The 24,811-nt window shown below is 34.4% G+C and carries 24 protein-coding genes; 7 read left to right on the top strand and 17 right to left on the bottom strand.

Annotated elements, in window-relative coordinates; genetic code table 11:
• Positions 1 to 47: 47 nt before the first annotated feature.
• Entirely contained in the window at positions 48 to 1,661 is a 1,614-nt protein-coding gene (locus Q73A0000_RS02175; RefSeq protein ID WP_193812459.1) for a M1 family metallopeptidase, read from the bottom strand.
• A gap of 316 nt (positions 1,662 to 1,977) precedes the next feature.
• Between Q73A0000_RS02175 and Q73A0000_RS02180 the strand changes: the two genes are divergently transcribed.
• From Q73A0000_RS02180 to Q73A0000_RS02195, 4 genes are all read left to right on the top strand, one after another.
• Entirely contained in the window at positions 1,978 to 3,003 is a 1,026-nt protein-coding gene (locus Q73A0000_RS02180; protein ID WP_193812460.1) for a glutaminyl-peptide cyclotransferase, read from the top strand.
• A gap of 31 nt (positions 3,004 to 3,034) precedes the next feature.
• A complete protein-coding gene (locus tag Q73A0000_RS02185; RefSeq protein WP_244140786.1) occupies positions 3,035 to 3,790 on the top strand; it encodes a hypothetical protein in 756 nt (251 codons plus the stop codon).
• 249 nt (positions 3,791 to 4,039) lie between these two features.
• On the top strand, positions 4,040 to 4,654 hold the full coding sequence (locus tag Q73A0000_RS02190) for a deoxynucleoside kinase (protein WP_193812462.1): 615 nt from the start codon (positions 4,040 to 4,042) through the stop codon (positions 4,652 to 4,654).
• A gap of 83 nt (positions 4,655 to 4,737) precedes the next feature.
• The gene (locus tag Q73A0000_RS02195; protein WP_193812463.1) at positions 4,738 to 5,085 is read left to right on the top strand and encodes an ArsC/Spx/MgsR family protein; all 348 of its coding nucleotides are present in this window, start codon (positions 4,738 to 4,740) and stop codon (positions 5,083 to 5,085) included.
• 151 nt (positions 5,086 to 5,236) lie between these two features.
• Here Q73A0000_RS02195 and Q73A0000_RS02200 read toward each other — a convergent pair whose 3' ends face one another.
• The 3 genes from Q73A0000_RS02200 to Q73A0000_RS02210 all read right to left on the bottom strand — a co-directional run bounded on the left by Q73A0000_RS02200 (position 5,237) and on the right by Q73A0000_RS02210 (position 7,201).
• A complete protein-coding gene (locus Q73A0000_RS02200) occupies positions 5,237 to 6,130 on the bottom strand; it encodes a TIGR01777 family oxidoreductase (protein WP_193812464.1) in 894 nt (297 codons plus the stop codon).
• An 8-nt stretch (positions 6,131 to 6,138) separates the two neighbouring features.
• The gene (locus tag Q73A0000_RS02205) at positions 6,139 to 6,447 is read right to left on the bottom strand and encodes a DUF493 domain-containing protein (protein ID WP_193812465.1); all 309 of its coding nucleotides are present in this window, start codon (positions 6,445 to 6,447) and stop codon (positions 6,139 to 6,141) included.
• 70 nt (positions 6,448 to 6,517) lie between these two features.
• Complete coding sequence (locus tag Q73A0000_RS02210; protein WP_193812466.1) at positions 6,518 to 7,201, bottom strand: DUF4197 family protein; 684 nt, start codon at positions 7,199 to 7,201, stop codon at positions 6,518 to 6,520.
• A 361-nt stretch (positions 7,202 to 7,562) separates the two neighbouring features.
• Between Q73A0000_RS02210 and Q73A0000_RS02215 the strand changes: the two genes are divergently transcribed.
• Positions 7,563 to 9,083 (top strand): FMN-binding glutamate synthase family protein, encoded by a 1,521-nt coding sequence (locus Q73A0000_RS02215; protein ID WP_193812467.1) that lies wholly within the window; start codon positions 7,563 to 7,565, stop codon positions 9,081 to 9,083.
• A 624-nt stretch (positions 9,084 to 9,707) separates the two neighbouring features.
• Here the strand turns inward: Q73A0000_RS02215 and rplI are convergent.
• From rplI to Q73A0000_RS02255, 8 genes are all read right to left on the bottom strand, one after another.
• A complete protein-coding gene (rplI, locus tag Q73A0000_RS02220) occupies positions 9,708 to 10,235 on the bottom strand; it encodes a 50S ribosomal protein L9 (protein ID WP_193812468.1) in 528 nt (175 codons plus the stop codon).
• Between the two features lie 144 nt (positions 10,236 to 10,379).
• The gene (gene rpsR / locus Q73A0000_RS02225) at positions 10,380 to 10,682 is read right to left on the bottom strand and encodes a 30S ribosomal protein S18 (RefSeq protein ID WP_133440260.1); all 303 of its coding nucleotides are present in this window, start codon (positions 10,680 to 10,682) and stop codon (positions 10,380 to 10,382) included.
• Between the two features lie 26 nt (positions 10,683 to 10,708).
• Positions 10,709 to 11,050 carry a 30S ribosomal protein S6 gene (rpsF, locus tag Q73A0000_RS02230; protein WP_193812469.1) on the bottom strand — a complete coding sequence of 114 codons (342 nt, stop codon included), beginning with the start codon at positions 11,048 to 11,050 and terminating at the stop codon, positions 10,709 to 10,711.
• Positions 11,051 to 11,413: 363 nt separating this feature from the next.
• Positions 11,414 to 11,968 carry a hypothetical protein gene (locus Q73A0000_RS02235; protein WP_193812470.1) on the bottom strand — a complete coding sequence of 185 codons (555 nt, stop codon included), beginning with the start codon at positions 11,966 to 11,968 and terminating at the stop codon, positions 11,414 to 11,416.
• Between the two features lie 473 nt (positions 11,969 to 12,441).
• Positions 12,442 to 13,785, bottom strand: coding sequence for a chloride channel protein (locus Q73A0000_RS02240; protein WP_193812471.1), 1,344 nt, complete (start codon positions 13,783 to 13,785; stop codon positions 12,442 to 12,444).
• Positions 13,786 to 14,181: 396 nt separating this feature from the next.
• Complete coding sequence (locus Q73A0000_RS02245) at positions 14,182 to 15,813, bottom strand: GEVED domain-containing protein (RefSeq protein WP_193812472.1); 1,632 nt, start codon at positions 15,811 to 15,813, stop codon at positions 14,182 to 14,184.
• A 16-nt stretch (positions 15,814 to 15,829) separates the two neighbouring features.
• Complete coding sequence (locus Q73A0000_RS02250; protein WP_193812473.1) at positions 15,830 to 16,591, bottom strand: polysaccharide deacetylase; 762 nt, start codon at positions 16,589 to 16,591, stop codon at positions 15,830 to 15,832.
• 250 nt (positions 16,592 to 16,841) lie between these two features.
• Positions 16,842 to 17,807, bottom strand: coding sequence for an NAD-dependent epimerase/dehydratase family protein (locus Q73A0000_RS02255; protein ID WP_193812474.1), 966 nt, complete (start codon positions 17,805 to 17,807; stop codon positions 16,842 to 16,844).
• 649 nt (positions 17,808 to 18,456) lie between these two features.
• Here Q73A0000_RS02255 and ggt point away from each other — a divergent pair.
• Together ggt and Q73A0000_RS02265 are read left to right on the top strand one after the other, a co-directional pair.
• Complete coding sequence (gene ggt / locus Q73A0000_RS02260; protein ID WP_193812475.1) at positions 18,457 to 20,142, top strand: gamma-glutamyltransferase; 1,686 nt, start codon at positions 18,457 to 18,459, stop codon at positions 20,140 to 20,142.
• 11 nt (positions 20,143 to 20,153) lie between these two features.
• Entirely contained in the window at positions 20,154 to 20,759 is a 606-nt protein-coding gene (locus Q73A0000_RS02265; protein ID WP_193812476.1) for a Crp/Fnr family transcriptional regulator, read from the top strand.
• A 193-nt stretch (positions 20,760 to 20,952) separates the two neighbouring features.
• Here the strand turns inward: Q73A0000_RS02265 and Q73A0000_RS02270 are convergent, their stop codons facing one another.
• The 5 genes from Q73A0000_RS02270 to Q73A0000_RS02290 form a co-directional block, all read right to left on the bottom strand.
• Entirely contained in the window at positions 20,953 to 22,380 is a 1,428-nt protein-coding gene (locus tag Q73A0000_RS02270; RefSeq protein WP_193812477.1) for an SDR family oxidoreductase, read from the bottom strand.
• Positions 22,377 to 22,946: an SRPBCC family protein gene (locus Q73A0000_RS02275; protein ID WP_244140787.1), complete on the bottom strand. Its 570-nt coding sequence runs from the start codon at positions 22,944 to 22,946 to the stop codon at positions 22,377 to 22,379. The genes Q73A0000_RS02270 and Q73A0000_RS02275 overlap by 4 nt, the downstream gene beginning before the upstream one ends.
• 85 nt (positions 22,947 to 23,031) lie before the next feature.
• Positions 23,032 to 23,505 (bottom strand): sterol desaturase family protein, encoded by a 474-nt coding sequence (locus Q73A0000_RS02280; RefSeq protein WP_193812478.1) that lies wholly within the window; start codon positions 23,503 to 23,505, stop codon positions 23,032 to 23,034.
• A 1-nt stretch (position 23,506) separates the two neighbouring features.
• The gene (locus Q73A0000_RS02285; RefSeq protein ID WP_193812479.1) at positions 23,507 to 23,920 is read right to left on the bottom strand and encodes a hypothetical protein; all 414 of its coding nucleotides are present in this window, start codon (positions 23,918 to 23,920) and stop codon (positions 23,507 to 23,509) included.
• Positions 23,921 to 23,964: 44 nt separating this feature from the next.
• Entirely contained in the window at positions 23,965 to 24,810 is an 846-nt protein-coding gene (locus Q73A0000_RS02290) for a phytoene/squalene synthase family protein (RefSeq protein WP_193812480.1), read from the bottom strand.
• Between the last annotated feature and the right edge of the window lies 1 nt (position 24,811).

Below are 24,811 nucleotides of genomic sequence, written 5' to 3' on the forward strand. Positions count from 1 at the left end.
AGCGGCATTTTTTATAATGGCAAATATTTAGAGTTTTTGCTAAAAATTTATTTTTGCTCAGAATAATAAATGTAATAATTTTCATCAAATTTAACCGGAGCTGAAGACGATAATTTAACAGTTTGCCATTTGTAAGTTGGACTGATTTCTTGCGTTCCATTAATTCTAATCGGTAATTTTAAATCCTTCACGATATTGGTGTAGCGGAATTTAAAAACAGTTCCAGTTTGCGAATATTCTAAAGTTGGAATTTGAGTCGTTCTTAAATATTGATCAAATACAGTAGAGAAATCAATCCCTGATTTTTCAGAAATATAATCTTCGACCTGTTTCGTAGTCACTGTTTGATGATAGAATTCTTTATTTAAACCACGTAAGATTTGTCTGAATTTCTCATCGTTATTAATGATTTGACGAATGGTGTGAATCATATTGGCACCTTTATAATACATATCGCCACTTCCTGATTTTGCGATTCCGTAAGGACCAATAATCGGCTCGTCATTTTTAATGTTTTTACGAATTCCAACTATGTATTTTTCTGCCGAAGCTTTATCCATATAATTCTCTACAAATAACGTTTCAGAATAGTTGGTGAAACTTTCATGAATCCACATATCTGCTTTGTCTTTTGCTGTGATATTATTGGCAAACCATTCATGTCCGCTTTCGTGAATGATTATGAAATCCCAGTTTAAACCAACTCCGCTTCCAGATAAGTCACGACCTAAATAACCGTTTTCGTAATTATTTCCATAACCGACGCCACTTTGATGTTCCATTCCCAAATAAGGAGTTTCAATCAATTTATAAGAATCTTCGTAAAAAGGATAAGGACCGAACCAATATTCAAAAGCTTTCATCATTGGTTTAACTTGCTTAAATTGTTTTTTAGCTTTATCTAAATTATAATCCAAAACCCAATAGTCCAGATCAAGCTTTCCTTTTTCTCCCGCATATTCTTCTTTAAAATTCACATATTTCCCGACATTAGGAACGATAGAGTAAAGGTTAATCGGATTCTTGACTTCCCAAGTGTAAACAATTTTATCTTTTTCTGCTTTTTTAGCAATCAATCTTCCGTTTCCTACACCCACCAAATCTTTCGGGGTAATGATTTTCAAAATCATTCCGTTATCAGGCTCATCACTCCAAAGGTCTTTTGATGGCAACCAAACCGAAGCACCAATTCCTTCCTGAGCAACCGACATCCAAGGATTTCCGTGGTCATCTTTCTTGAAAACCCAGCCACCATCCCAAGGTGCATTTTTTGCAACCGTTGGATGTCCAAAAAACTGAATCGTGAATGAATGAGTTTCTCCTTTTTTATAGTCTTTTTTTGTTTGAATGAAAATAAAATCGCCGTCGCGTTTTGAAGAATAATGTTTGATATCAGAATCGAGTATTTTATAATTCATCGGTTGCTGTAAATCAATTTGAAATACAGGATTTTTGACGTCTTTTAAAATTTCAAAAGTAATTTTGTTCGTACCCGAAACCGATTGATCTGCAAACTTTGGTTCCACAGAAATTTCATATTTTTTGACATCCCAAAAATTTCTGAATTCAGTGTTAGAACCTTTCAGTGTATCTTGTTTTGTGAATTGCTGTGCAGAGAAAACTGCAGAGGTGAAGATAAGAAGTGCGAGCGTTTTTTTCATTTTTAAACAAATAAGTGGAGCAAATATAATTATTATTTTTCTTGATGAATTTTTGATTTTGAACAAATCAGATTCGTTAAAATCAATCTTGTGGAAAAAAGCCACGAATTCACGAATGTTTGTCTTTAAAATCACTTGCTTAAATATTAGCAAAGGTTTTATTTAAAAAATATTGATACTACATTATTAAATTAATATCATTTTTGAAGGAAATTCGTGCATTCGTGTCAAAAGTAATTTAGTAGGTTTAACCTGGATTTTAAATTTGGCTCGGAATATGTAGCTAAAATTCAGTATTTTTGAAAAAATTTATTTAATGAATATTAGAATTGTTTCCCTCGTTTTCGCCCTCGTCTTTCTTGTTTCTTGTAATAAAGACAGAGAGATTCTCAATACTTTGAATGACTACAATCTTTCTATGGAAAGCAAAGGTTACCATTTTGGTGATGCTTTACAGCTTCCAAAAGAGGTTACCGATAATGCGGAAAGTATTTCGATTAGTTTTGGAGATAAGGAAACTTCGAAGTTGGTGGTTGATCCAGCATTTTTTACTTTAGGAGATAATCCTGTTACTTTTAATATCAAGAAAAAAGGAGGTGAAGTTTTAAATCAAGACGCTACCATTAATGTTTTTGCAAAAAATCCAGAAGAGAAATTAACGTACGAAATCGTAAAAGAATATCCCCACGATCCAAGTAGTTTTACGCAAGGTTTCCAAATTGATGGGAATACTATTTATGAATCTGACGGCCAAATGGGTGAGTCAAGAATTTGGAAATATACTTTAGGAACTACAACTCCTATCGCCGAAACTAAACAAGCTGATGATGTTTTCTCTGAAGGTTGTGCGATTGTAGGTGATAAAATCTACCAATTGACTTGGAGAAATAAAAAAGGTTTTGTGTACGATAAAAATTCTTTAAAATTGTTAAGTGAATTTGCTTATCCAAATGTGATGGGCGAAGGTTGGGGTTTAACTTATGATGGCAAAAATTTGATCGCTTCTGACGGAACAAAAAACATTTATTTCCTTGATGTTAATGATCCTTCAAAAATGGTTCGCTATATTTCTGTAGCAGGAAATACCGAAGCTTATGACCAAGTAAATGAATTGGAATATCACAAAGGATTCATCTATGCTAATGTTTGGCAGAAACCAATTATCATTAAAATAAACCCAGCAAATGGGGAAGTGGTAGGAAAATTCGATTTTACTGAAATTGCAAAACTTAATACCAAAGATGACACCAACGACGTATTAAACGGAATCGCTTTCAAAGGTGATAATATGTTGATTACCGGAAAATTATGGTCTAAGATTTATGAAGTTTCGATAAAATAAATCAATGCTAAAAATTGCTAAAATTTTATGCTTGTTTTTATTTTGTTCATTATCTGCGCAGAGAACGCTTACGTTTGATACGTTAAGATTAGGAACGGCGAAAGATCTTCTCGCAGATGATTACGGCAATATTTACCTTTATCAAAACAAAGATTTTAGTTTTACCAAATACGATTCTCTGGGAAATCAGAAAGCCAAGTTAATGTTGACTTTGCCTTTCCGAATTCAATCGGTTCAAAATCCTTTAAATATTCCATCTTTTTCTGAAAATGCTCAGGAATTAAAGTTTTTTGATCAAAATTTAAATCAGATTCAAACCATTAATTTCCGACAGAAATTTGGGTTTATCAGAATGGCGTACGTTGAAGATTTGCAACAAGCCTGGCTGTTGGATGAAAGCACGAAGCGTTTAATTCAATATAATTTCCGTGACGACCGGGTAATTAATACTTTTCCCTTTAATCTCAATTTTGATAATTTAGTCGACCTTTTAGTTTTCGAAAAAAAGGTTTATTTTTTATACAAAGATCATTTGTCGATTTATAATTTTAAATCAGATAAAATGGCAGAATTTGTTTTGGAAGATGCTAGAAAGCTTCGTCGGGAAAACGATCAAGTATTGATTATTACCCAAAATAAAATTCAGAAAATAAAGCCGCAAACTTTAGAAACTATTTTTAAGGCTGACAATTCACAAATTGTGGATAAAAACACAGCTTCTTATTTTGTTATCAAAGGGAACAAACTTTATCTTTACCCCATCGAAAAAGAGGTCGAAATTAAATAACAATTTTTCTTTTAGTTGAATAATAAAAGTTTTAAATTTTAACCGCAAAAGGGGCAAAAGAAAGATATGAAAAGTAGCATCTTAAAAGATTGCAAAAAGTAAAAATATATTTTATTACATTTTGCAATCTTTTGAATGTTTGATGAACATAAAACTTTTGTGACTATTGCGGTTAAAAAAGATTACTAATAATTTAATTCACCGACTTTTTCGAAAATAAATTACTGATCCATTAAATAAAATTTAGAAATGCACATTGCGGTAACAGGAAATATCGGCGCGGGAAAAACTACTTTAACTACTATGTTGTCAAAACATTACGGTTGGGAAGCGCAATTTGAAGATGTAGATCACAATCCTTATTTAGAGGATTTTTATGCCGATATGAGCAAATGGAGTTTTGCCTTACAGATTTATTTTTTGGGAAGTAGATTTCGTCAGGTAAAGGAAATCAGAGATAGTGGGAAAAATATCATCCAGGATCGTACGATTTATGAAGATGCTCATATTTTCGCGGAAAATCTTAACGATATGAATTTGCTTACTGATCGTGATTTTGCCAATTATTCATCGGTTTTTAATTTGATGAAGAGTTTTGTTTCGGCACCTGATTTGTTGATTTATTTAAAATCGGACGTTCCGAATTTGGTAAAGAAAATTTACAAAAGAGGACGTGATTATGAAGCTTCAATTTCTATTGACTATCTTTCTAAACTGAATCAGAAATATGAAAGTTGGATTTCTGAGTACAGTGAAGGCAAATTATTAATCATTGAAGTTGATGATTTGGACTTCGTGGAAAGACCTGAAGATTTCGGTCATATTCTTGAAAGGATTGAAACCGAATTACATGGATTATTTTAATGATGCATTTAATAATGAAGAGTAATAATCCGATTTTTCGAGTAAGTCTGAAATAGAACAATCAACCTTTTAAATTGAAAAAAATGATTAAAATTCTTCATAATAATTCCTGTTCAAAAAGTCGTGGTATTTTAGAATATCTCGATGAAAATGGCGTTGCTTTTGAAATTATTGATATCATTAATCAACCATTAAGTGAAATGGAACTTCGCACGGTTTTGAAGAAGCTTCACTGTCCAGTGAAAGATTTGGTAAGAACCAATGAGAAGCTTTATAAGGAACAATTTGGCGATAAAAACTTAGGCGATGACGATTTAATTCAAATGCTATTGCAGAATCCAGAACTGATTCAGAGACCGATTATCATTAAAGGTTCGGTCGCAATGATTGGTCGCCCGATTGAAAATGTAAAGTTTTTTCTTGAAAAATGATAAGTTGTGAATTTCTGAAGAGTGAATTTGCTTCGCAGTGAATTTTTTTAAGTCAATTACTAAAGAGTGAATTTCTTCGAGTGAATTAAATTGATTATTCACATTTCATCGAAAAAATTCACCATTCACCTGCAAAGCAGAATTTACATTTTCAGAGTAAATTTTTAAAAGCCTTATCAAGCTCAGCATATTTAAAATCAAATCCCTGTGATTTGATTTTTTTGTTATCTGCCCGCGTTCCTTCTAAAATAATAGAACTCATTTCACCGAAAATAGATTTCATGATATATATAGGAACATTAAAAGGGAGAAAAAATTTGTTTGCAGCTTTTGCCAGTTTTTTCATGAATTCTTTATTCGTCGGCACTTCATCAGCAACGGCATTATATTTTCCGTTCATTGCTGAATTTTCGACTGCAGTTACATAGATGTTTACCAAATCATCAATGTGAATCCAGTTCATCCATTGTTTACCGGAACCAACTCCTGATGCAATATTCAAATCAACGGTTTTCTTCAACATCGGAAACGCACCGCCTTTTTTTGACAAAACAACTGCTGTTCTTAAACAAACAACTCTGTCTGAAATTTTTGAAAACTGATCTGCGGCATTTTCCCATTGGTCACAAAGTTTAGCGAGAAAGTCATTGTGTACAATTCCGGATTCTTCAGTGAGAATCTGGTCAGAAGTAAAAGTTCCATAATAATTAATCCCTGAAGAAGAAATGAATGATTTCAAATGAATTGCTTTTTTCCCGCAATAGTCAAAGAGTAAATTCGCAGAGTCGATTCTACTGGAATACAGTTCTTTTTTATAATCGTCCGTCCATCTTTCGCTAATGTTTGCACCCGCCAAATGAATGATACAATCTAAATTTTCAAACGCTTTATCGTCAATTTCTTTTTCAGCAACATTCCAGTAGAATTCATTTTCTTCCTCACTTTTTGAGCGGGTTAAAATTCTTACAATATGTTGATGTTCCTGAAGTTTCTTGACTAAAGAGCTTCCGACCAATCCAGTTCCTCCGGTGATTAAAATATTCATATTGTTATTTAAAGAGACATTACGCCTTCGATTTCGCCCACTTTTTTGTAGATGTCAATCACCTGTTCAGCGTCAAGTACAAAAGCGGTGATGCTTAGCGAAGTATATTTTGCATTTTTGCTGTCTCGTGTTGTCAGTGTAAATTTCATATCATCAAACACGCGATAAATTTCGGTGATCTTTTTTTCTTCATTTATAACAATGAATTTAAAAGGATAATCCTCCGGGAAATTATGGTTGTGTTCTAATTTTTCTTTTAAAGAAGCGTAGAAATCTTCAGGGCTTTTATGATCTTCGTTTTCAATAATATTAGCCATATTACATTTGTTTTGAGTTAAAAAAAATTCCGGCCTAAACCGGAATTCAAAGATAGTTAAATATATTTTTTTATCTCACTCCGTTGAGCGAATTTAGAATCGTAGTTGCGTTTTGTTGTTCGTGACTTTCAATAATATTAAAAAGTCCGTTCACCATTTGCTGAGCAGCAAAATTACTGATCCCACTTGTTGCCAAATTATTCGAATTTTGTCCTCCAAAAATACTTCCTAATATATTGGTTCCTGCTAAGGCTGAATTTAAAGATTGAACCAATCCGAACTCATTAAGCTTTGCATCAACTTTCGGAGCGATTGCGGCCATTAATTGAGCGGATGTTCTTTCTTTTAAAATCTGTGTCGCAGCGCCACTTCCTCCTTGTACAATTCTCGCGGCATCTTCGGCAGTTAATGAATTCACGGCATTCACCAAAATTGGTCTGGAAGTATCCACTGTAAACGCCGCTGCTTGAGCAATATATTGTTTTTCCTTTTGAACCAAATTATTTAGACCCAATTTCTGCAAAGTATTATTGATATCTCTCAATTGCTGCGGTAAAGCTGCATCAATCAGCTGATTCGCTAAGAAACTGTCTTGGTTGCTAAAGATGTTTAAACCTTTTGTAATTCCTCCTAATAAAATTTGTTTTAAAACAGTTAAGCCAATGCTGGACGTTGCTATCGCCATACAGGATTGTGTAGTAGTTCCGATTGTTGCGATGGCCATCGTCGCTACTAAAATTGTATTTTTTGTCATGATGATTCTTTTTAATTAATGTTTTTACCATTTCCAAATAGCAAGCCAAAATACGCTGTTAATCAACAAAATCAATATTTTATTGTAAAGTATTAAAAAAAAGGGGATAGGGTGAAAAAATACACCTCTTAATATTTTTATTCAAGATGTTAAATTTTATATCGTTCAATTATAATATCATTATGAAAAAGAGGAGTATGTATTATGTTATGCACTGATTATGAGCAAGTAAGGACTTTAAAAATCAATTCGAAGAAGTTAAATAGAAATTATCGATAGTACCGTTTTCAAAATTAATGAAAGCGGTTTTTTTTGTCCACTTATTATTATTATTTTTGGGCCATAAAATAAAAAATTTATAATGAGAGAAAAATTCATTAGGTGGGGACTTGTACTTCTGTTGGTAACATGGGCAATATCTATATTGATTAAGACCCATTATTGGATCCCAATTCTGCTTACTTGTATTTATATATTGGGACTTTATAATAGTTTCCAGACCAAACATGCAATTTTAAGGAACTTTCCGGTATTAGGATATTTCCGATATTTCTTCGAAGAGATTTCACCAGAGATGCAGCAGTATTTCATCGAGAGAGAAACCGATGGAAAACCTTTCCCAAGAAACGAACGTTCTGCGGCTTATAGAAGAGCTAAAAATATTAGTGATACTGTTCCTTTCGGGACACAACTTGAAATCAATAATAGAAAGTACGAAGGAATAAAACATTCCATTTATGCTAAATCGCCAGGTGAGGAATTACCAAGGGTATTAGTTGGGGGCGATCAATGTACGCAGAAATATAATGCGTCACTGTTTAATATCTCAGCAATGAGTTTTGGATCATTAAGTGACCGTGCTCAGATGGCTTTGAACAGAGGTGCAAAAAAAGGTGGTTTTTATCACAATACCGGAGAAGGAGGAATTTCACCTTATCACTTAGAAGGTGGTGATTTATGCTGGCAAATCGGAACAGGATATTTCGGTTGTAGAGACGATCATGGTCGTTTTTCACCAGAAATTTTTAAGAAAAACGTTTCACTTCCTGCGGTGAAGATGATTGAAATAAAAATTTCTCAAGGAGCAAAACCGGGACATGGTGGTGTATTACCAGCTTCTAAAAACACTCCTGAAATTGCCGCGATTCGGCACGTGCAACCGGGAATGACGATTATTTCTCCGCCATCTCACTCTGCGTTTTCTGATGCTGCCGGATTATTGAGATTCGTGCAACAGTTAAGAGAACTTTCAGACGGAAAACCAGTTGGATTCAAATTATGTATTGGTGATACCAGAGAGTTTGAAGATATCTGTGCACAAATGAATGTATTGAAAATCTATCCGGATTTCATTACCGTTGATGGAGCAGAAGGAGGAACAGGAGCGGCGCCACCAGAATTTTCTGATGGAGTAGGAATGCCTTTAGAGCCTTCATTAATCTTTGTCAACAGAACTTTAACTAATTTCAACGTTAGAGATAAATTGAAAGTTATCGCAAGTGGTAAAGTATTGACTTCCCTTGATATCTTGCGTGCCATTGCTATGGGTGCAGATATGTGTAACAACGCGAGAGGATTTATGTTTGCTTTAGGATGTATTCAGGCGCTAAGATGTAATACCAATACTTGTCCTACTGGAGTTGCGACTCAAGACAAAATGCTTATTAAAGGATTAGATGTAACCGATAAGAGCGAAAGAGTATACCACTTCCATAAAAACACATTGCGTACGTGTAATGAGCTTATTGGAGCTGCAGGAAAGACTTCTTACAGTGAAGTTGATGCAAGTATGTTTATGCGTGGAGACGAGTTCGAGCATCTTGCCGATTATTACTTCCCGGACATTTTAGGAAATGTAAAAACACCGGTTGGTAAATATTAAAATTTACAAGACAATCGATTATCATAAAATTAAAAACTTCAGATTCATTTCTGAAGTTTTTTTTTGTGCTTAATTTTTAAATGGGATTTCGAATCAGTGCCAAATCTTGACCGAGAATTATAAACTGATAGGGAAGAAATCGAATAATTAGGTTGACAATAAGAAGCAACAAAACTTTCGCTTCTCCGAAATCCCGTCCCGCTGTCCGCTGTATCCCGCCAAGGCGGGGATGCCGCTGCCATCGGGGCTATAAGTTCAGGTATTTCTTTTTTCCACAGGGAAATCAATATACTTTCACTAATACAAAAACCAGTTTGATCAATCCATAAAATCATTTTTCACAAATTGATAATTACCTTTCCAATTTTTTAGATAAGCCGAATAAACCCCAATTGTTCAAATTCACCATTGACTATTCACCATTCACTATTGCTCATTACTAATTACTCATTGCGCATTAAATAAGGTCAAAAAAAGTCCCAATTGTCTAAATTCACCATTCACCATTCACCATTCACCATTCACCATTTCACCATTGCTCATTACTAATTACCCATTAACTTAAGACCAAAAAAAATCCGCTATCAACTAAATGATAACGGATTTTAAATATTTCAAAAACTCTTATGCTTCTTCAGCTGGAGTTTCTTCTGTAGCAACTGCTTTTGGTTTCGCAACCGGTTTCGGAGCTTCTACCACTGGTGGAGCATCAGAAACGATTTCGAATTCGTAGCTGTATTCTACATCTCTGTGTAATCTGATTACTGCAGTAGATTTACCAGTTCTCTTAATATTGTTCCCTGGAATCTTGATGTATTTTTTATCAACTTGTACCCCTACTTTAGATAATTCGTCAGATAGGTTTGCGTTGTTGATTGAACCAAACAATTTGTCACCTGAACCAACTTTGGTTGCGATAGTGATTGTTGTTTTCTTCAATTGTTCTACTATTGCATTTGCAGCCGCAACCAATTTAGCTTCTATTTCTTTTCTAGCTTCTAAAGTTTCTGCTAAAGCTGCTTTGTTTTTTGGGGTTGCCAAAAGAGCAATACCTTGTGGTAACAAGAAGTTTCTTGCATAACCTGGTTTTACACTTACTGTATCAAACTCTAAACCTAAGTTTTCTACGTCTTTTTTTAGGATAATGTCCATTGTTGTTGTCCGTTTTTAATTTTAAATAAAAGAGTTATTTTCTTTTATCAAAAAATCGTTAGAATTAATTTATAAATCAGCAACAAAAGTTTTAAAAAAGAAACTTAATTAAATTTCTCTCTTTATTCTTTTATCTATTTTGTCTTATTTCAAAAGATCCGCAACATAAGGCATCATCGCCAAGTGTCTTGCTCTTTTGATCGCTGCAGATACTTTTCTTTGGTATTTCAAAGAAGTTCCTGTATATCTTCTTGGTAAAATTTTACCTTGTTCGTTAACGAACTGAAGAAGGAAATCTGCATCTTTATAATCTACATGCTTAATACCGAATTTTTTGAATCTACAGTATTTTTTGTCAGATTTTGTATTGATGTCTAGTGGAGTTAAAAATCTTACTTCAGATTCTCCGCCTGCTGAGGCTTGTTTAGCCATATCATCTATTGCCATGTCTTTTTCTTTTTTAAGGGTTAAAATTAAACTTTCGCAGTTTTCACTTTCGTTCTTCTTGTTACTGCATACTCGATCGCGTGTTTGTCAAGTTTTGTAGTAAGGTAACGAAGTACTCTTTCGTCACGTTTGAACGCAAGTTCTAAGTCTGCTACTACAGTTCCTTCACCTTTGAATTCGATCAAAGTGTAGAATCCATTCTTTTTCAATTGAATTGGATAAGCTAATTTTTTCAGTCCCCATTTTTCTTTGGCAACGATTTCGCAATTGTGTGAAGCCAATAGGTCTTCAAATTTTTTCACTGCTTCCTCCACCTGAGCATCAGATAGAACGGGAGTTAAAATGAAAACAGTTTCGTAATTGTTCATAATGTTAATTAATTTTGTTAATTATTTCGAGGTGCAAAAATATAACTTCTTTTTCTAACATGCAACAAAATGAACTTATTAAAGCAATTTTTTGTAACATAAAAGATAATTAATGGGTTTGGCGAAAAAGTAGGAGTATTTTTTTTCTGGTAAAGTTTTGCATTAAGTGTTCATCGGTAATTATAAGCATCCGCCAAAATCAATTTCAATTATTTTTAATGAGTAGATATATGAACTTCTTCAATCGATTCATAAGTCTTTACTTTTGACCTAAAGTTCAATTATAAAACTAAATTTGAATTGAGCACGGTCCCGCTATATTAAAAAAACGCCTCTAGCGTTCGGACGTCATTTTCTTCAGGTTTAGTCTTTTCTAATAGCCTTAAAAAGTCGTAGAAATATTGGTCCAACAAATTTATATAATATGAAAGATACTAATGTTAAAATTGAGCCGACAAGAATTGGAAGCACTGTGCCGAAAGTAAATGTCATGCTGAGGACGAATCCGAGAAGACATTCTGCACGAAAAATTGGAAAGAAAAGAGCAAGTGGAAAAAGGCTTAAAACCATGTAACCTGTTACTGGCGAGTCAAAGGTAAAGAAGGTAGAAAGTAGAGCTCCAAATAATAAAGAACAAATGAATCTATAAAATATATTTTTTTGATAGTTTGGCTTTTCAGAATTTTCTTCATTGTGGCAGCTAATTCTATTCTGAATTTGCCGCAAAAGAAACCATGTTAAAAGTGGAAGCAAAATTCCTCCCCACCAATTAGAGATTTCGGGTAAGTCCTTATTTGCCAAAATGTGGTGGCTTTTTACACCTCCGTGATAATAACTCCAGGCTAAGAGTGTCCAAATGGCAAATGTTATTATTCCTGTAAAATAGATTCGTGTCTTAAAAAATACTTTTTCTTCCATTGTATTTAATCTTTGAATAAGTTTATCACATAATTTGAACGTGAACGTTTGGACATTTCTGTTGGCGGGGACTTTTTATAAATATAAAAAAATTAAATATTAGCAAAAATCTTTACAATAGGAATTTCCGACCCATTAATATAAGTGTCTTGTTGAGCTAAACTTCCGGTAGCTTTCCCTCAAGCTGTTTTACTAACTTTGTTTTTATTCAACCAAAATAAAATCTTTAAAATGCCTGCAAAAAAAATTCCCGAGGGTTTAAGAACGAACAAAATTTTGAATAACGCTTGCAACGAAGTTAATGGTTTTTGGACGAGATGTAATGCTTTGAGAGAAATTTTTCGAATAAAAAAACTGCTTGAACTTTTAGCCCCGGTTGTAACGGCATCCTTTTTTGAGGAGACACGACGAGAAAAAGATATAGTGGAAAACGGGTCGGATAGTAGAAAAAGCAAGGGTCTTAATGCTCCTGATTATTCCCTTAATTCATGGAGATAAGATTCTTTTAGTTCGTCATATAAAGAGTGACGGCTGACCAGAACTGAGATTAGTGACGAAACCATGCCGGCAAGCATTAGGTAAAAAATTAAACTGTGTCGGTCGGTCATTTCTAAAACGATAATTGAAGAGGTGAAAGGTGCGCGTGTAATTCCTGTTAAGAAGGCAACCATTCCTGCTAGAATTACGACGTTGGTTTCGTGTGGTGTTAAATTAATCCAGCCTGCGATAACCGAACCCATACTTGCTCCCGCCGCTAGTGCTGGAGCGAAAATTCCGCCCGCGCCACCAGAAGTAAAGGAAAGTGCAGGACCAATCATTCTGAATAATGGCATATACCACGCTTCATTTTTATCGTCGGTGAAAAGTACTCTCTGCATAATTCCTTTCCCTGAACCCAAAATTTCATGGTTGATGAAATAAGCCAAAGTAGCAATCACTAAAGCAGAAATGACTAGAAAGATAATATTAGAACGGTCGGTTTTTAAGCGTTTTTTCCAGTTGTTGATGCTGAGCATAATTCGCGATAATTGACTGGCGAAAATTCCGGAAACGGCAGAAACCAAAATCACCGGAAATATGATCATCATGCCGATGTCGCTTGTTTTTGGATAGCCCAAGTATAAATAGGAACCGGCAAAAGTTTGCGCAGTTAGACCGGCAATAATCACTGCGGTGAATAAGGCAGTTTTAAAATAATTGATATGCGTTTTTGAAAGTTCTTCGACGGCAAAAACAATTCCACCCAACGGCGTATTGAAGGCTGCAGAAAGTCCGGCTGCTGCACCGGTCATAATCATGTTTTTCTTGGATATTTTTGGCCACCATTCTGGCAAGTATTCATTTACTTTTCGAAATACAGATCCTGCCACTTGTATGGTTGGACCTTCTCGACCAATGGCACCTCCACCAATGACTAAAATAATTGAGGAAAGAACTTTGAAAAAAATAATTTTGATACTGAGTAAACGGGAAATTTTATAATGTTCTTTGGGATTGGCTAATTCTACGGCAGCCATTACTTGAGGGATTCCACTTCCTTTGGCATAAGGTGCGAATTTTGTAACCAACCACCAGGACAATACAAAAGCAACGGGAGCCACGATGAAGATGAGCCAACTGTGCCAGTTCATCATCGCGTGCATCAAATTTTCTCCCCATTGAAAGAGTTGAGCGTACATTACGGCGAAGATTCCTGTGATAAAAGATCCAATCCAAAACGGGATGGCCTGTAACAAGTTATGCTTCAGTTTTTCGTTGTGAATGTTATCAAAAGATTTTTTGATGGAACGGCGAATTAGAATAAAAAGACTTCGCATTATGCAAAAATATAATTTTTTAACGGGTTTGGCTTTACTAATTAGGATAAATCTCTTAAAAAATAATTGAGTCAATAGAGTCACGGATTCACGCATTTACCCTTTTAAATCACCTAATTATTTTCACTAAAAAGAATACTATTGATGTATTCAAAAAATAGAGGTCATGCAGGTACGAATTTCTTCTGTAAATAAATTTTCTTTAATAAGAAAGCAAAGGGTTTATATTAAATTATTTAAAAAAAATATTGAATTGATGGTTGAAAAAAATGGAGGATTGCTCTGTTGTTTTTTAGGTAGAAATAAAAAATTAAAGAAATCGTTGTTTATTTAGTTTTGGTCATTAAAAAAGGCCTGCAAAATTGCAGACCTTCATTTTATTGAAATTAATCGGGATTATTTTTTAACAATTTTCACTGATTGAATTCCTTGTTCAGTTTGAATATTAACAACATAAACTCCTGGAGTTAATTTGCTAAGATCTACTTGATTTTTTACTGAATTTAAAGTGTGAGAAGAAACTACTTTTCCTGAAACGTCAAATACTTGCACATTGCTTACTTTGGAAGCAGCTTCGATATTCAAGACGTCAACCACTGGGTTAGGGAAAACTTTCACTTGAGATTTACTTGTGTTTGCAACAGCTAAAGTCCCAATGTTTAAGGTGTAATCTTCTACTTGACCATAAGATGAAGTTCCGCATGGCGTAGTATTTCCACCCAAAGAAGAATCATGCATTCTAACTCTCATTCTGGTTAGTCCAGTAGTAGCACTAGCAGGAATGGTGATAGAGCCTGTCCAAGGTGCTTTACCAGTTACCGTGAAAACTTGCTCACCTGCATCGGTGAAATCTTTATCATTGTTCAGATCAATCCAAACAATAAGTTGATCAGAAGCGTAAGATGTTCCAGTAAAATTAGCGGTGAAAGTATAAGTCGATCCTGCGGTAACATTTCCAACTACAGATGTGAAGTCTTCATATCCAGCAGTTGAAGTAGAATTATTATTAATGTCTGCAAAAGTAACGTTACTTATTTTTTCAAAACTAGTAGAGGTAGCGCCCGCTGTACAGTAAGTAGGATCAGCTGTCGTAAATGAAAAAGTACTACATCCTGTGGCAGATCCAATGGTGTTTTTAGGAACAATTTTCCAATAGTAAGTTGAGGATCCATCTAGGTTAGTCGCAGTATAACTTGTACCAGAAGTATTGGTAGCCAAAGTTGTTGGATTCATATTTTTATCTAAATACACATCATAAGAATCTGGTGTGCTACCGGTAGTAGGAGCAGACCAAGTTAATGTTTGAGAAAGATAAGCGAGATTGGTCGCACCGTTGGCAGGTAAATTTAAGGTCGCACAATTAGGCGCTGCTGTTGGAAGTGCAGCAGTAACGATTTTGAAATCATCAACTGCAAATCCAAACTGATCCTGTGATGTACATTGGATAGCTACATAAACTTGTTGTCCTGCGTAGGCATTTAAGTTAAACGTATACTCATGCCAAGCGGCGTCAGAAGGCGTAACTGTAACCGGTGAAATTGCTGTAAAGTCTGCAATTGCAGTTCCCGTAGTAGAAACTAAAACTTTGAATTTTTCAGCACCGTAAGAGGCATCGCAGCCTTTACCCCAAAAAGTTAATTTTGCTCCTTCACCTGCTGTTAATTGTACTTGAGGAGAGATTAACCAGTCATTGTTCCAGGGAGCCGATTCTGCTGCAAAACAAACCATCATTTTCGATCCCGTTCTGGCGGTCCAGTTAGATGTTGGTGTAGGATTCAGTGGTGGCGTCGTAGTGGTAGAGTTAAAAACTTGGAAAGATTTTGCTACCATCGTATTAGGAAATGTAATTCCATTAAAACCATAGGTAGGCAGTAAATCAACATCTGTGAGCGTCCAGCTCCCAACATTAGCGATTGCAAAATCAGTGTACGTTTCAAAACTGTCTTCGAAAAGAACTGTTTGAGCTTTCATTGCATCGGAAGCAAATAGGGCGGCCGTTGCTAATAACGAAAATAGAATTTTTTTCATAATAATATAGTTTTGGTTAAAACTGCCAGGAGTTTAAATAAACCAAAACAAATTCATCTTTTTTAATGGTTTCAATCACCATGCTTTCATAATAAGACAGAGGAATTATTTGGAAGATAAAATCATTAAAAGGAATCTGTGCATATCTAGAAATACTTTCGTGTAAAATACTCAGTCCATTCTTTTCGGTGAAAGACGCTTTTCTTTCAAATCTTTTAAAAGGAAAAATCAAAGCCGTATCTTCATTTAGAGAAACATAAGTGAAGCGTAAATTATGAAGTTCGCTTAAATCAAAGGCATTTTCTATCATCCGAATTCCACTAATTTGTTTGCCAATCAAATCTTCCGTGTTTTTCTTAACCATTTCCAGTTCCTCTAAAGTAGAATCGATATTATAGAAAGAGATCTCGTGACCTTCATTAATTATCTTTTTAATTAATTTTTCCAAATGAGCCAGGAGTGAAATTTCAATAAAAAAAGTTGCTCGCATTTCATTACTTTCCAGACTTCTCAAAATCGCTTTCGTATTCTGGATCGTTATTTCTAAAAGTTCATCACTGCTCATACTTCCAACATTTTTAAATGCCCGATCAGGATTAATAATATTAAAAGTCAATAAAATCATTTCGTTAAAGAATGCTTTGGTGAAAGTATAAAAAAAATCTGCAAAATCATCAGGAGAAATTCCTTCGACATTGCAGATTGTTATTGATATAGAAGTGACTTTAAATTTTTTAATCACAAAGACAAAAAAGATGAATGCTTTTATGTCATTCAAAAGTTCAAAAAAGAAGTTATATCGTTTAAATTAGACAAAAATTCTTAACGCTCTTAATTTTAAAAATCTATTGATTTTTCTTAATAAATCAATCCAAAACTTAAAGTATTTGAGGCTAACAATAAAAAAAATCTTAATCTCCTTAATTCCTTAATGGTGAAAAATATTAGTTTCCCAAAAAATTATAAACGCGAATTTTTAAGAATTGTCTTTTACGATTAAAATTTAAATATAGCTCTTTTAGACCGTACTAATTTTTCGCCAACTTTACTTTCAGATTATCCAACATATCTTTCGTCATCTCCGTAATACCGTAATCATAAGAAAGTCCCCAATCTTTTTTCGCCACAGAATCATCAATCGAAGCCGGCCAAGAATCCGCAATCTCCTGACGGAAATCCGGTTTGTAATCAATCGTAAAATCAGGCATTTCTTTCTTGATTTCTTCCGCCAGTTCTTTTGGAGTAAAAGACATTCCACCCAAATTATAAGCAGTATGAACAGAAAGGTTTTCTTTCGGAGCAGCCATCAAATCAAGCGTTGCTTTAATCGCATCACTCATATAGAGCATCGGCATTCCCGTATTTTCAGAAATAAAACTGGTATATTTTCCTTGTTCTACCGCTTCGTAAAAAATCTCTACCGCATAATCAGTCGTTCCGCCACCAGCAGGAGTTTTCCAGGAAATCAAACCAGGATAACGAATACTTCTTACATCAACACCGAATTTAGTATTGTAATATTCACACCATTTTTCACCTGCCATTTTAGAAATCCCATAAACAGTTGTCGGATTCAAAACCACTTCCTGTCCCACATTTTCTTTCGGAATTCCAGTCCCAAAAACCGCGATAGAACTCGGCCAGAAAATTTTCTTAATCAGACCTTCTTTCGCCATTTCACAAAATTGAAGTAACGGTTCGATGTTCAGTTTCCAGGCAAAAAGCGGCTGTTTTTCTGACGTTCCAGATAGCAAAGAAGCCAAATGATAAACCGTCGTTATTTGATAATCTTTAATGACTTGTCGCACCAATTGCGTGTTGGTCACATCCATTCTTTCATAGAATCCGGCAGAAGTCAGATTTTTATCCCAACGGTCAAGTCCAGAAGCGACCACATTTTCAGCGCCATAAATTTCAACTAATCGATTGGTAAGTTCGGTACCGATTTGCCCAAGAGCTCCGGTGATAAGGATTTTTTCCGTTTGGGATTCCATTTATTAGATTTTTAGATTCACGCAAATTTAAGAAAATCGACTATCAAAAGAAATAGTATTCTTAAAATAATTTTTTGGGCGACTTTTATCCGTCTTCCACTCCCGCTTTTTTTCTTTTGCCCGCGCTGAAGTCCTTTAAAAAAGAAAAAAGAGCTCCGTTCAAGCCGGGTCGCAATTCAGGATTTCATAAGGAAAGACGTTTTTTTTATTGATCAAATATTCATTTAACCCGAAGAAATCTTATTCATAATGGAAAAATAATAAAACATAAATCGATTATTAAATGCTTTACTTTCAATGCGTTAAAAAAATCAGTAAGAAATTAAGGTGAATTAAGAATCTGCAACCAAATTCTAATGTTCTGCTAAATAAAAACTATTGATTTTTCTTTATTAATCTTAATTCCTTAATGGTTAAAACATGTTTATTAGTATTATTAATGGTTTTAATATTAATCGTATAAAGCAAAATAGATTTCATTGTTTATTAAAAATAAAATTTATCACATTAGTTTAACTAATTCAGTAGGTTATTTGTTAAAATTCCTCCTGTTGTTTTGCGTTTATTTTAATGCATTTGTCTTTGCATTTCATCGTAAATCTTCGTTTTTAAATTTCAATTTTCTTATTTTTGGTAAAATTTATTACGCATGAAAAAATTCTACTTATTATTTCTTGTCTTTTCCCAATTTGCCTTTGCTCAATTCACCGATATTAATATTGTAAAAGAAATTCACACCAAAGACAAAGGTTTGGTGGTTTCTGCGCATCCGTTAGCGAGTGAGGCAGGAGCGAAGATTATGAAAATGGGCGGAAACGCTTACGATGCAGTAATCGCTACACAATATGCTTTAGCCGTAGTTTATCCACGAGCCGGGAATATTGGTGGTGGTGGATTCTTAGTTGGTGTAAAAAATAACGGTGAAAAATTCACGATCGACTTTCGGGAAACTGCTCCGGAAAAATCTTCCAGAGATATGTATCTCGACAAAAAAGGAAATGCAAATACTGACCTTTCTCAAAACGGCAGATTAGCGGTTGGAATTCCAGGTTCTATTGCCGGATTTTATGCAACTTTAAAACATGCAAAACTCCCGATGGAAAAACTGATTCAGCCCGCAATTGATTTGGCGGAACAAGGATTTGCAGTAACACAGAAAGAAGCCGATTTATTGAATAATCAAATGAAATTTTTCAATCAACATAATAAAACCAAAACCGTTTTTCAAAAAGCAACTGCTTGGAAACAAGGTGATTTACTGATTCAAAAAGAATTAGCAGCCACATTAAAATTGATTCAAAAAAATGGAGCTAAAGGGTTCTATGAAGGAAAAACCGCTCAACTCATCATCGATGAAATGAAACGAGGAAACGGAATTATTACTTTAAATGATTTGAAAAATTACAAAGTGGTTGAAAGAAAACCGCTTACCTTTAATTACAAAGGAACTGAAATCGTGTCGATGCCATTACCTTCAAGTGGTGGAATTCTGTTAGCCCAAATGCTGAAAATGAGTAGTTTCGAAAACATCGATAAATACCAGCAAAACTCAACTCCGGCAGTTCAGATTATGGTGGAAGCAGAACGTCGTTCTTTTGCCGACAGAGCAGAGTATATGGGCGATCCGGCTTTTATTAAAGATCAAACCGAAATGCTAATTTCCGATCAATATCTGAAAAACCGCTGGAAAAGTTTCACCATGAACAAAGCAACTCCAAGTTCAGAAGTAGGTAAAATAATTCCGCAGCCAAAAGAATCTACGGAAACAACTCATATTTCAATCGTTGATAAAGACGGAAATGCAGTGGCAGTTACAACGACCTTAAATGGATTGTACGGAAGTAAAGTGGTCGTTTCCGGTGCAGGATTTTTCTTAAACAATGAAATGGATGATTTTTCCGTAAAACCCGGCGTTCCAAATATGTTTGGTGCAGTTGGCGGTGAAGCAAATTCAATTCAACCCGGAAAAAGAATGTTGAGTTCGATGACTCCAACGATTGTTATTAAAAATTCAAAACCGTATATCATCGTAGGAACTCCTGGTGGAACAACGATTCCAACTTCTGTTTACCAATCGATTGTGAATATTGTTGATTTTAAACTAAGTCCAAACATCGCAGTAAATTCTCCAAAATTTCACCATCAATGGTTACCCGAAACCGTTCTTGTAGAAAAGAATTTCCCGGAAACCACGATTGCTGATTTAGAAAAGAATAATTATAAAATCGAACGAACTTCACAAATCGGACGAACTGAATTAATCATCATTGATGAAAATGGAAACGCTATTGCCGTTGCGGACGGACGTGGCGATGATTCTGTTGGAGTAGAATAAATATTTTAATCATGGCAGTAACTAAATTCAAGCAACAGCTAAGAGATAAAATATTATCCTATAAACCGGATTTTAATTTAGAGGTTTTAAATATAGGTTTAGAAAAATTTAATTTATCAGACGGTAAAGCAGGTGACTATATTGTGAAAGCTGGCGAAGTATGTAAAAATGTTTTCTTTATCGAGAAATCGATTTCACGTTGTTATTTTCTGGGTGAAGATGGCGAGGAAAAAACACTTTGGCTGGAGCCGGAAATGAGTTTCATTACGGAATACGAGAGTTTCAATTCGCAGGCGCCAAGTCAATCCAGTATTCATATTTATGAAGATTCTCTAATATGTTCCATCGATCGGGAAAGTTTGTCAAATCTTTATATTGATTATCACGAATGGGCTCAAGTAGGAATCGCCATTATCGAACATCATTTTATTAATTTGTTTAAAATCACGACTACCATTCATTTTAACGATGCGAGTAAAAATTATGAATTGCTGGAAAATTCCTTTTCGAGATATTTAGATGTGGTGCCTTTGAAGCATCTTGCGTTTTGGTTTAACATTTCTGCCGTGCATCTTTCAAGAATTCGCGCAGAAAGGAATAAAATAGGTGCGAATTAACATATGTTAAGTTGATTGCAAAGGAGTTGCTTTATCTTTGCAATTGATTCTATTACACATGATGAATAAGAGAGTAATCTCATTTCTTGCCTTTGTTGTATTGAATATATTGACGAACTTATTTTAAAAATAATTCTTCAGTTTTATTTATTTGATGCAGCAAAGGATCAAGTTTTCAGCTTTTAAACTACTATTATTTACCAGCCAGTTTTTTCAGCATTCCGTTAAAAATCAAACCATGAAAGGGAAGGACTGAATACCAGTACAATCTTCCCGATAAGCCAAGAGGACGAAAAGTGGCTTCCTGACGAAGGACTCCATTTTTAATCTTAAATTCTAACCAGGCTTCACCTGGAAGTTTCATTTCAGCAAAAAGTAAAAGACGTTTTTCTTCTCTATTTGCATACAGAACGCGCCAGAAATCTACAGAATCTCCCGCTTCTAAATCACTCATATTTCGTCGGCCTCTTCGTAAACCAACGCCTCCAAAAAGTTTATCGAGAAACCCTCTGATTCTCCACAGGAAATCTGCATAATACCAGCCGGTTTTTCCGCCAATACTGAAAACCCGGTCAAAAGCTTTTTCTTCATCATCCACTTTTTCTTCACGAATATCTTTGAAACATCCTTCTTCCGGAACTTCGAGATATTGCCATACTTTACGGCTGTGAAACTGATTAGAAAATGAATCAAACCAACTTGATAATACATCATTCTGTTTAATTTTATCAAAAGCCTGTTGAATCGCTTCATGATAAGAAAAAAGGTGAATGTTTAATTGTTCTGCTAAATTGTTTTTTTTCGCAACTACATCAATTTTCATACTGTCTACCAAATTGATAGCAAGAAAATAACTGGTAGAAGTTACAAAGTATAACCAGTAAGAAGATAGTTTTGGCGTCATCACAGGAACAATGAAAATATGACGTTTCAGACCGCGTATTTCTGCGTACTGCATAAGCATTTGTTCGTAAGTCAGAATGTCTGTTCCGGCGATATCGTAATTATGATTATACGTAAATTCTTTGCCCAAAACGCCGACCAAAAACTGAATAACGTTTCGAATCGCAATTGGTTGACATTTAGTTTTGAGCCATTTTGGTGTAATCATCACCGGTAATTTTTCAACCAAATCCCGGATGATTTCAAAGGATGCACTTCCGGATCCAACGATGATCCCGGCACGAAGACTTGTTAAACCATACACTGAACTTTGAAGCGCTTCTTCCACAGCTTTCCTCGATTCTAAATGTTTTGACAGCTTTTCTTCATTAATGATTCCCGTTAGGAAAATGACTTGCTTAACATCTGTTTTTTCTAAAGCACCGCGAAAATTGTCGGCTGATATTTTTTCCTTTTCTTTAAAATCACCCTCGCTGGAAGACATAGAATGAATTAAATAATAGGCTGCGTCAATATCTTTAGGAATGTTATTTAAAGACTTTTCATCTAGAAAATCATTCTCAATAACTTCGATCTGATTTAGTTTTTCTTTAAATAACTTCAGTCCAAACCGATTCTTATCTCTTACAGAACATACCACGTGATGACCTTCTTCCAGTAACTGAATCAAAAGTCTTTTACCAATATAACCGGTACCGCCTGTAAGTAGAATTTTCATGATGTAAAGTGTTTTTCTAAAATGGTATATCTGCTTTCAAAGATGAATTTTACTTTATCCCGCACGAATTTTCCGGCGAAAAAATCTCCTAAAATCCCGAAAGGCATTTTGAAATTAACAATGTCAGTCATTTTTACTTTTCCGTCAGCTGCTTCTTCAAAATGATGTTCGTGATGCCACATTGCATAAGGTCCAAATCTTTGTTCATCTACAAAAAACTGATGATCTTCCAGATGCGTTATTTCCGTAATCCAGTTGGATTTGATGAATGGTAAAATACCAATTTTATAAGTGATGATTTGTCCTTTGTACGTTTTATTGGGTGGATTATTAGTGATTCTAAAATCCATTTCCTTCGGTGTAATTTTATCTAAGTTCGTTGGCAACGTGAAAAAATTCCACGCTTTCTCTAATGAAATTGGTAAAATCTGTTCGGAAGTCAACGTGTAAATTCCGGATTGTTTGGTCAAATTAATTTTCATCGGTGGAGCGGAAGTATTTTTAGTTTTTAAATATTCAAAATAAAAGAGAATAGAGTAGGACGAAACAATAGAAACTGTCTTCAATCTAAATCGTGCGCTTCTAATTCCCAAGTTTTGAGTGTTATCATAAGAACAACAGGCAAAGTAGGAAGTAATAAGTTTGAAAAACTTATTTTTTTACAGTTGATAATCGCGCTTCTCTAAAATATTTCATCGGAACGAAGAGCATTCCAAAGCATTCGCCTTCTTCTTTTCCTAAATGTTTGTGGTGCATTTTGTGTGCTTTTCTCAAACCACGGAAATACCAGTTATTCGTATTGTCAAACCATTTAAAACGGCGATGGATTAAGATATCATGAACTAAGAAATAACACATTCCATAAATTAGAATTCCCAAACCAACGAAAAACATCCAGTTGATTTCGCCTCTGGTTCCGAAGTAAAAAAGCAAAATACTCGGAATTGCGAAAACAATAAAAAAAGCATCGTTTTTTTCAAATACATGCGGGTAACCAGGCTGATGATGATCTTCGTGCAGATACCAACCCAAACCGTGCATGATGAATTTATGAGTAAGCCAGGTCACTCCCTCCATTGCAATGACAACGGTGATTGTTAAGATAATATATCCTATAATTTCCATTTTATAATTTTAAATATTCGATGATAAAGTTCTTTAATTCTGAGTCGTTGGTCTTTTTGTAATTTTTGTGTAGAAAATTTCGATCTTCATCAATGTGTTGATGGTATCCTAAAATTCTTGGAATGTTTTCCTGTGCAATTAAGCGCATTAATCTAATTTCTAAATTGCTCGGATCTGTCGCCACCGCCATTTCTAACATTTTTTTTCCATGGTTGAAATAGGAGATCTTTTTTATCGGATTAAATGCATGTTTTGCCATGAAAAAATCGCCTACTGCTACAAAACCTGCAAAAATAGGTTCTTTTGTCGTATTATAACTGCTCATCGATTTCTCTATTAAAGTCTTCGAAGCATTTTCAGAATCTTTGCTTAGTTGAATTAAAGTTCTATATTCTTTTAAATTCTGTGAAAACATAAAGCTTGACATTAATAGGAGAAAAAAAAGGGCAAATCGTTTCATTAAAGTAAATTCAAATTTTTATTTAAAATCATTTCTCCGAAAAGATACATTTTTCTGGCATTTGAAACACGAATTCTTTTGGTTAAAAGTAATTCAGGTTTTGTTTTTCTGATTTTCTTAAACAAATTAAAGTAATATTTATAAGCCATAAAAACAGCTAATCTACTTGACATGGGCAACATTTTTATACCGGTTTTGGCATGAGCAAAATCCTTCGCAATATCGTTTTCAATTTCAATTTTATCTTGTGCAGAAAAATTTTTGAAATCAACTCCCGGAAAATAAGTTCGGTCCAAATCAATAAAATCTGCACTGATATCTCTTAAGAAATTTATTTTTTGAAAAGCTGCTCCCAGGCTTTGAGCATAAGGTTTCAAAATTTGATATTCTTCTACATTGCCATCAACAAAGACTTTCAGGCACATTAAACCAACCACTTCGGCAGAACCATAAATGTATTCGTTATACTTTTCGTCATTCAAATCTTTGATTTCTCCTAAATCCATTTTCATTGAAGTAAGAAAAGCATCGACCAAATCCTGTGGAATTTTTTTCTCTCTTTGAGTCAAACAAAAAGAATGTAAAATTGGATTTAATGAAATACCATGTTCTTGCGCTGATTTGTAATTGTTTTCGAAATCTGCCATCAATCTTACTTTATCATAATCGTGAAAAGTATCAACAATCTCATCAGCTAAACGTACAAAACCATAAATGTTATAAATATGTTGACGAATCTCCGGTTTAAAAAGTGATGACGCCTTGTAAAACGAGGTGCTGTATTTTTCGGTAACCATTTTGGAAGAATCTCCACAAAACGAGTTAAATATTTCTAAATTATTCATG

This window comes from Kaistella flava (ex Peng et al. 2021) (assembly GCF_015191005.1).
Classification (GTDB): Bacteria; Bacteroidota; Bacteroidia; order Flavobacteriales; family Weeksellaceae; genus Kaistella; species Kaistella flava.

Bases quoted from the DNA above. Each gene is read 5' to 3' on its own strand.
- Q73A0000_RS02175 (WP_193812459.1), bottom strand. From the start codon at position 1,661: ATGAAAAAAACGCTCGCACTTCTTATCTTCACCTCTGCAGTTTTCTCT.
- Q73A0000_RS02180 (WP_193812460.1), top strand. From the start codon at position 1,978: ATGAATATTAGAATTGTTTCCCTCGTTTTCGCCCTCGTCTTTCTTGTT.
- Q73A0000_RS02190 (WP_193812462.1), top strand. From the start codon at position 4,040: ATGCACATTGCGGTAACAGGAAATATCGGCGCGGGAAAAACTACTTTA.
- Q73A0000_RS02195 (WP_193812463.1), top strand. From the start codon at position 4,738: ATGATTAAAATTCTTCATAATAATTCCTGTTCAAAAAGTCGTGGTATT.
- Q73A0000_RS02200 (WP_193812464.1), bottom strand. From the start codon at position 6,130: ATGAATATTTTAATCACCGGAGGAACTGGATTGGTCGGAAGCTCTTTA.
- Q73A0000_RS02205 (WP_193812465.1), bottom strand. From the start codon at position 6,447: ATGGCTAATATTATTGAAAACGAAGATCATAAAAGCCCTGAAGATTTC.
- Q73A0000_RS02210 (WP_193812466.1), bottom strand. From the start codon at position 7,201: ATGACAAAAAATACAATTTTAGTAGCGACGATGGCCATCGCAACAATC.
- Q73A0000_RS02215 (WP_193812467.1), top strand. From the start codon at position 7,563: ATGAGAGAAAAATTCATTAGGTGGGGACTTGTACTTCTGTTGGTAACA.
- rplI (WP_193812468.1), bottom strand. From the start codon at position 10,235: ATGGACATTATCCTAAAAAAAGACGTAGAAAACTTAGGTTTAGAGTTT.
- rpsR (WP_133440260.1), bottom strand. From the start codon at position 10,682: ATGGCAATAGATGATATGGCTAAACAAGCCTCAGCAGGCGGAGAATCT.
- rpsF (WP_193812469.1), bottom strand. From the start codon at position 11,050: ATGAACAATTACGAAACTGTTTTCATTTTAACTCCCGTTCTATCTGAT.
- Q73A0000_RS02235 (WP_193812470.1), bottom strand. From the start codon at position 11,968: ATGGAAGAAAAAGTATTTTTTAAGACACGAATCTATTTTACAGGAATA.
- Q73A0000_RS02240 (WP_193812471.1), bottom strand. From the start codon at position 13,785: ATGCGAAGTCTTTTTATTCTAATTCGCCGTTCCATCAAAAAATCTTTT.
- Q73A0000_RS02245 (WP_193812472.1), bottom strand. From the start codon at position 15,813: ATGAAAAAAATTCTATTTTCGTTATTAGCAACGGCCGCCCTATTTGCT.
- Q73A0000_RS02255 (WP_193812474.1), bottom strand. From the start codon at position 17,807: ATGGAATCCCAAACGGAAAAAATCCTTATCACCGGAGCTCTTGGGCAA.
- ggt (WP_193812475.1), top strand. From the start codon at position 18,457: ATGAAAAAATTCTACTTATTATTTCTTGTCTTTTCCCAATTTGCCTTT.
- Q73A0000_RS02265 (WP_193812476.1), top strand. From the start codon at position 20,154: ATGGCAGTAACTAAATTCAAGCAACAGCTAAGAGATAAAATATTATCC.
- Q73A0000_RS02270 (WP_193812477.1), bottom strand. From the start codon at position 22,380: ATGAAAATTCTACTTACAGGCGGTACCGGTTATATTGGTAAAAGACTT.
- Q73A0000_RS02280 (WP_193812478.1), bottom strand. From the start codon at position 23,505: ATGGAAATTATAGGATATATTATCTTAACAATCACCGTTGTCATTGCA.
- Q73A0000_RS02285 (WP_193812479.1), bottom strand. From the start codon at position 23,920: ATGTTTTCACAGAATTTAAAAGAATATAGAACTTTAATTCAACTAAGC.
- Q73A0000_RS02290 (WP_193812480.1), bottom strand. From the start codon at position 24,810: ATGAATAATTTAGAAATATTTAACTCGTTTTGTGGAGATTCTTCCAAA.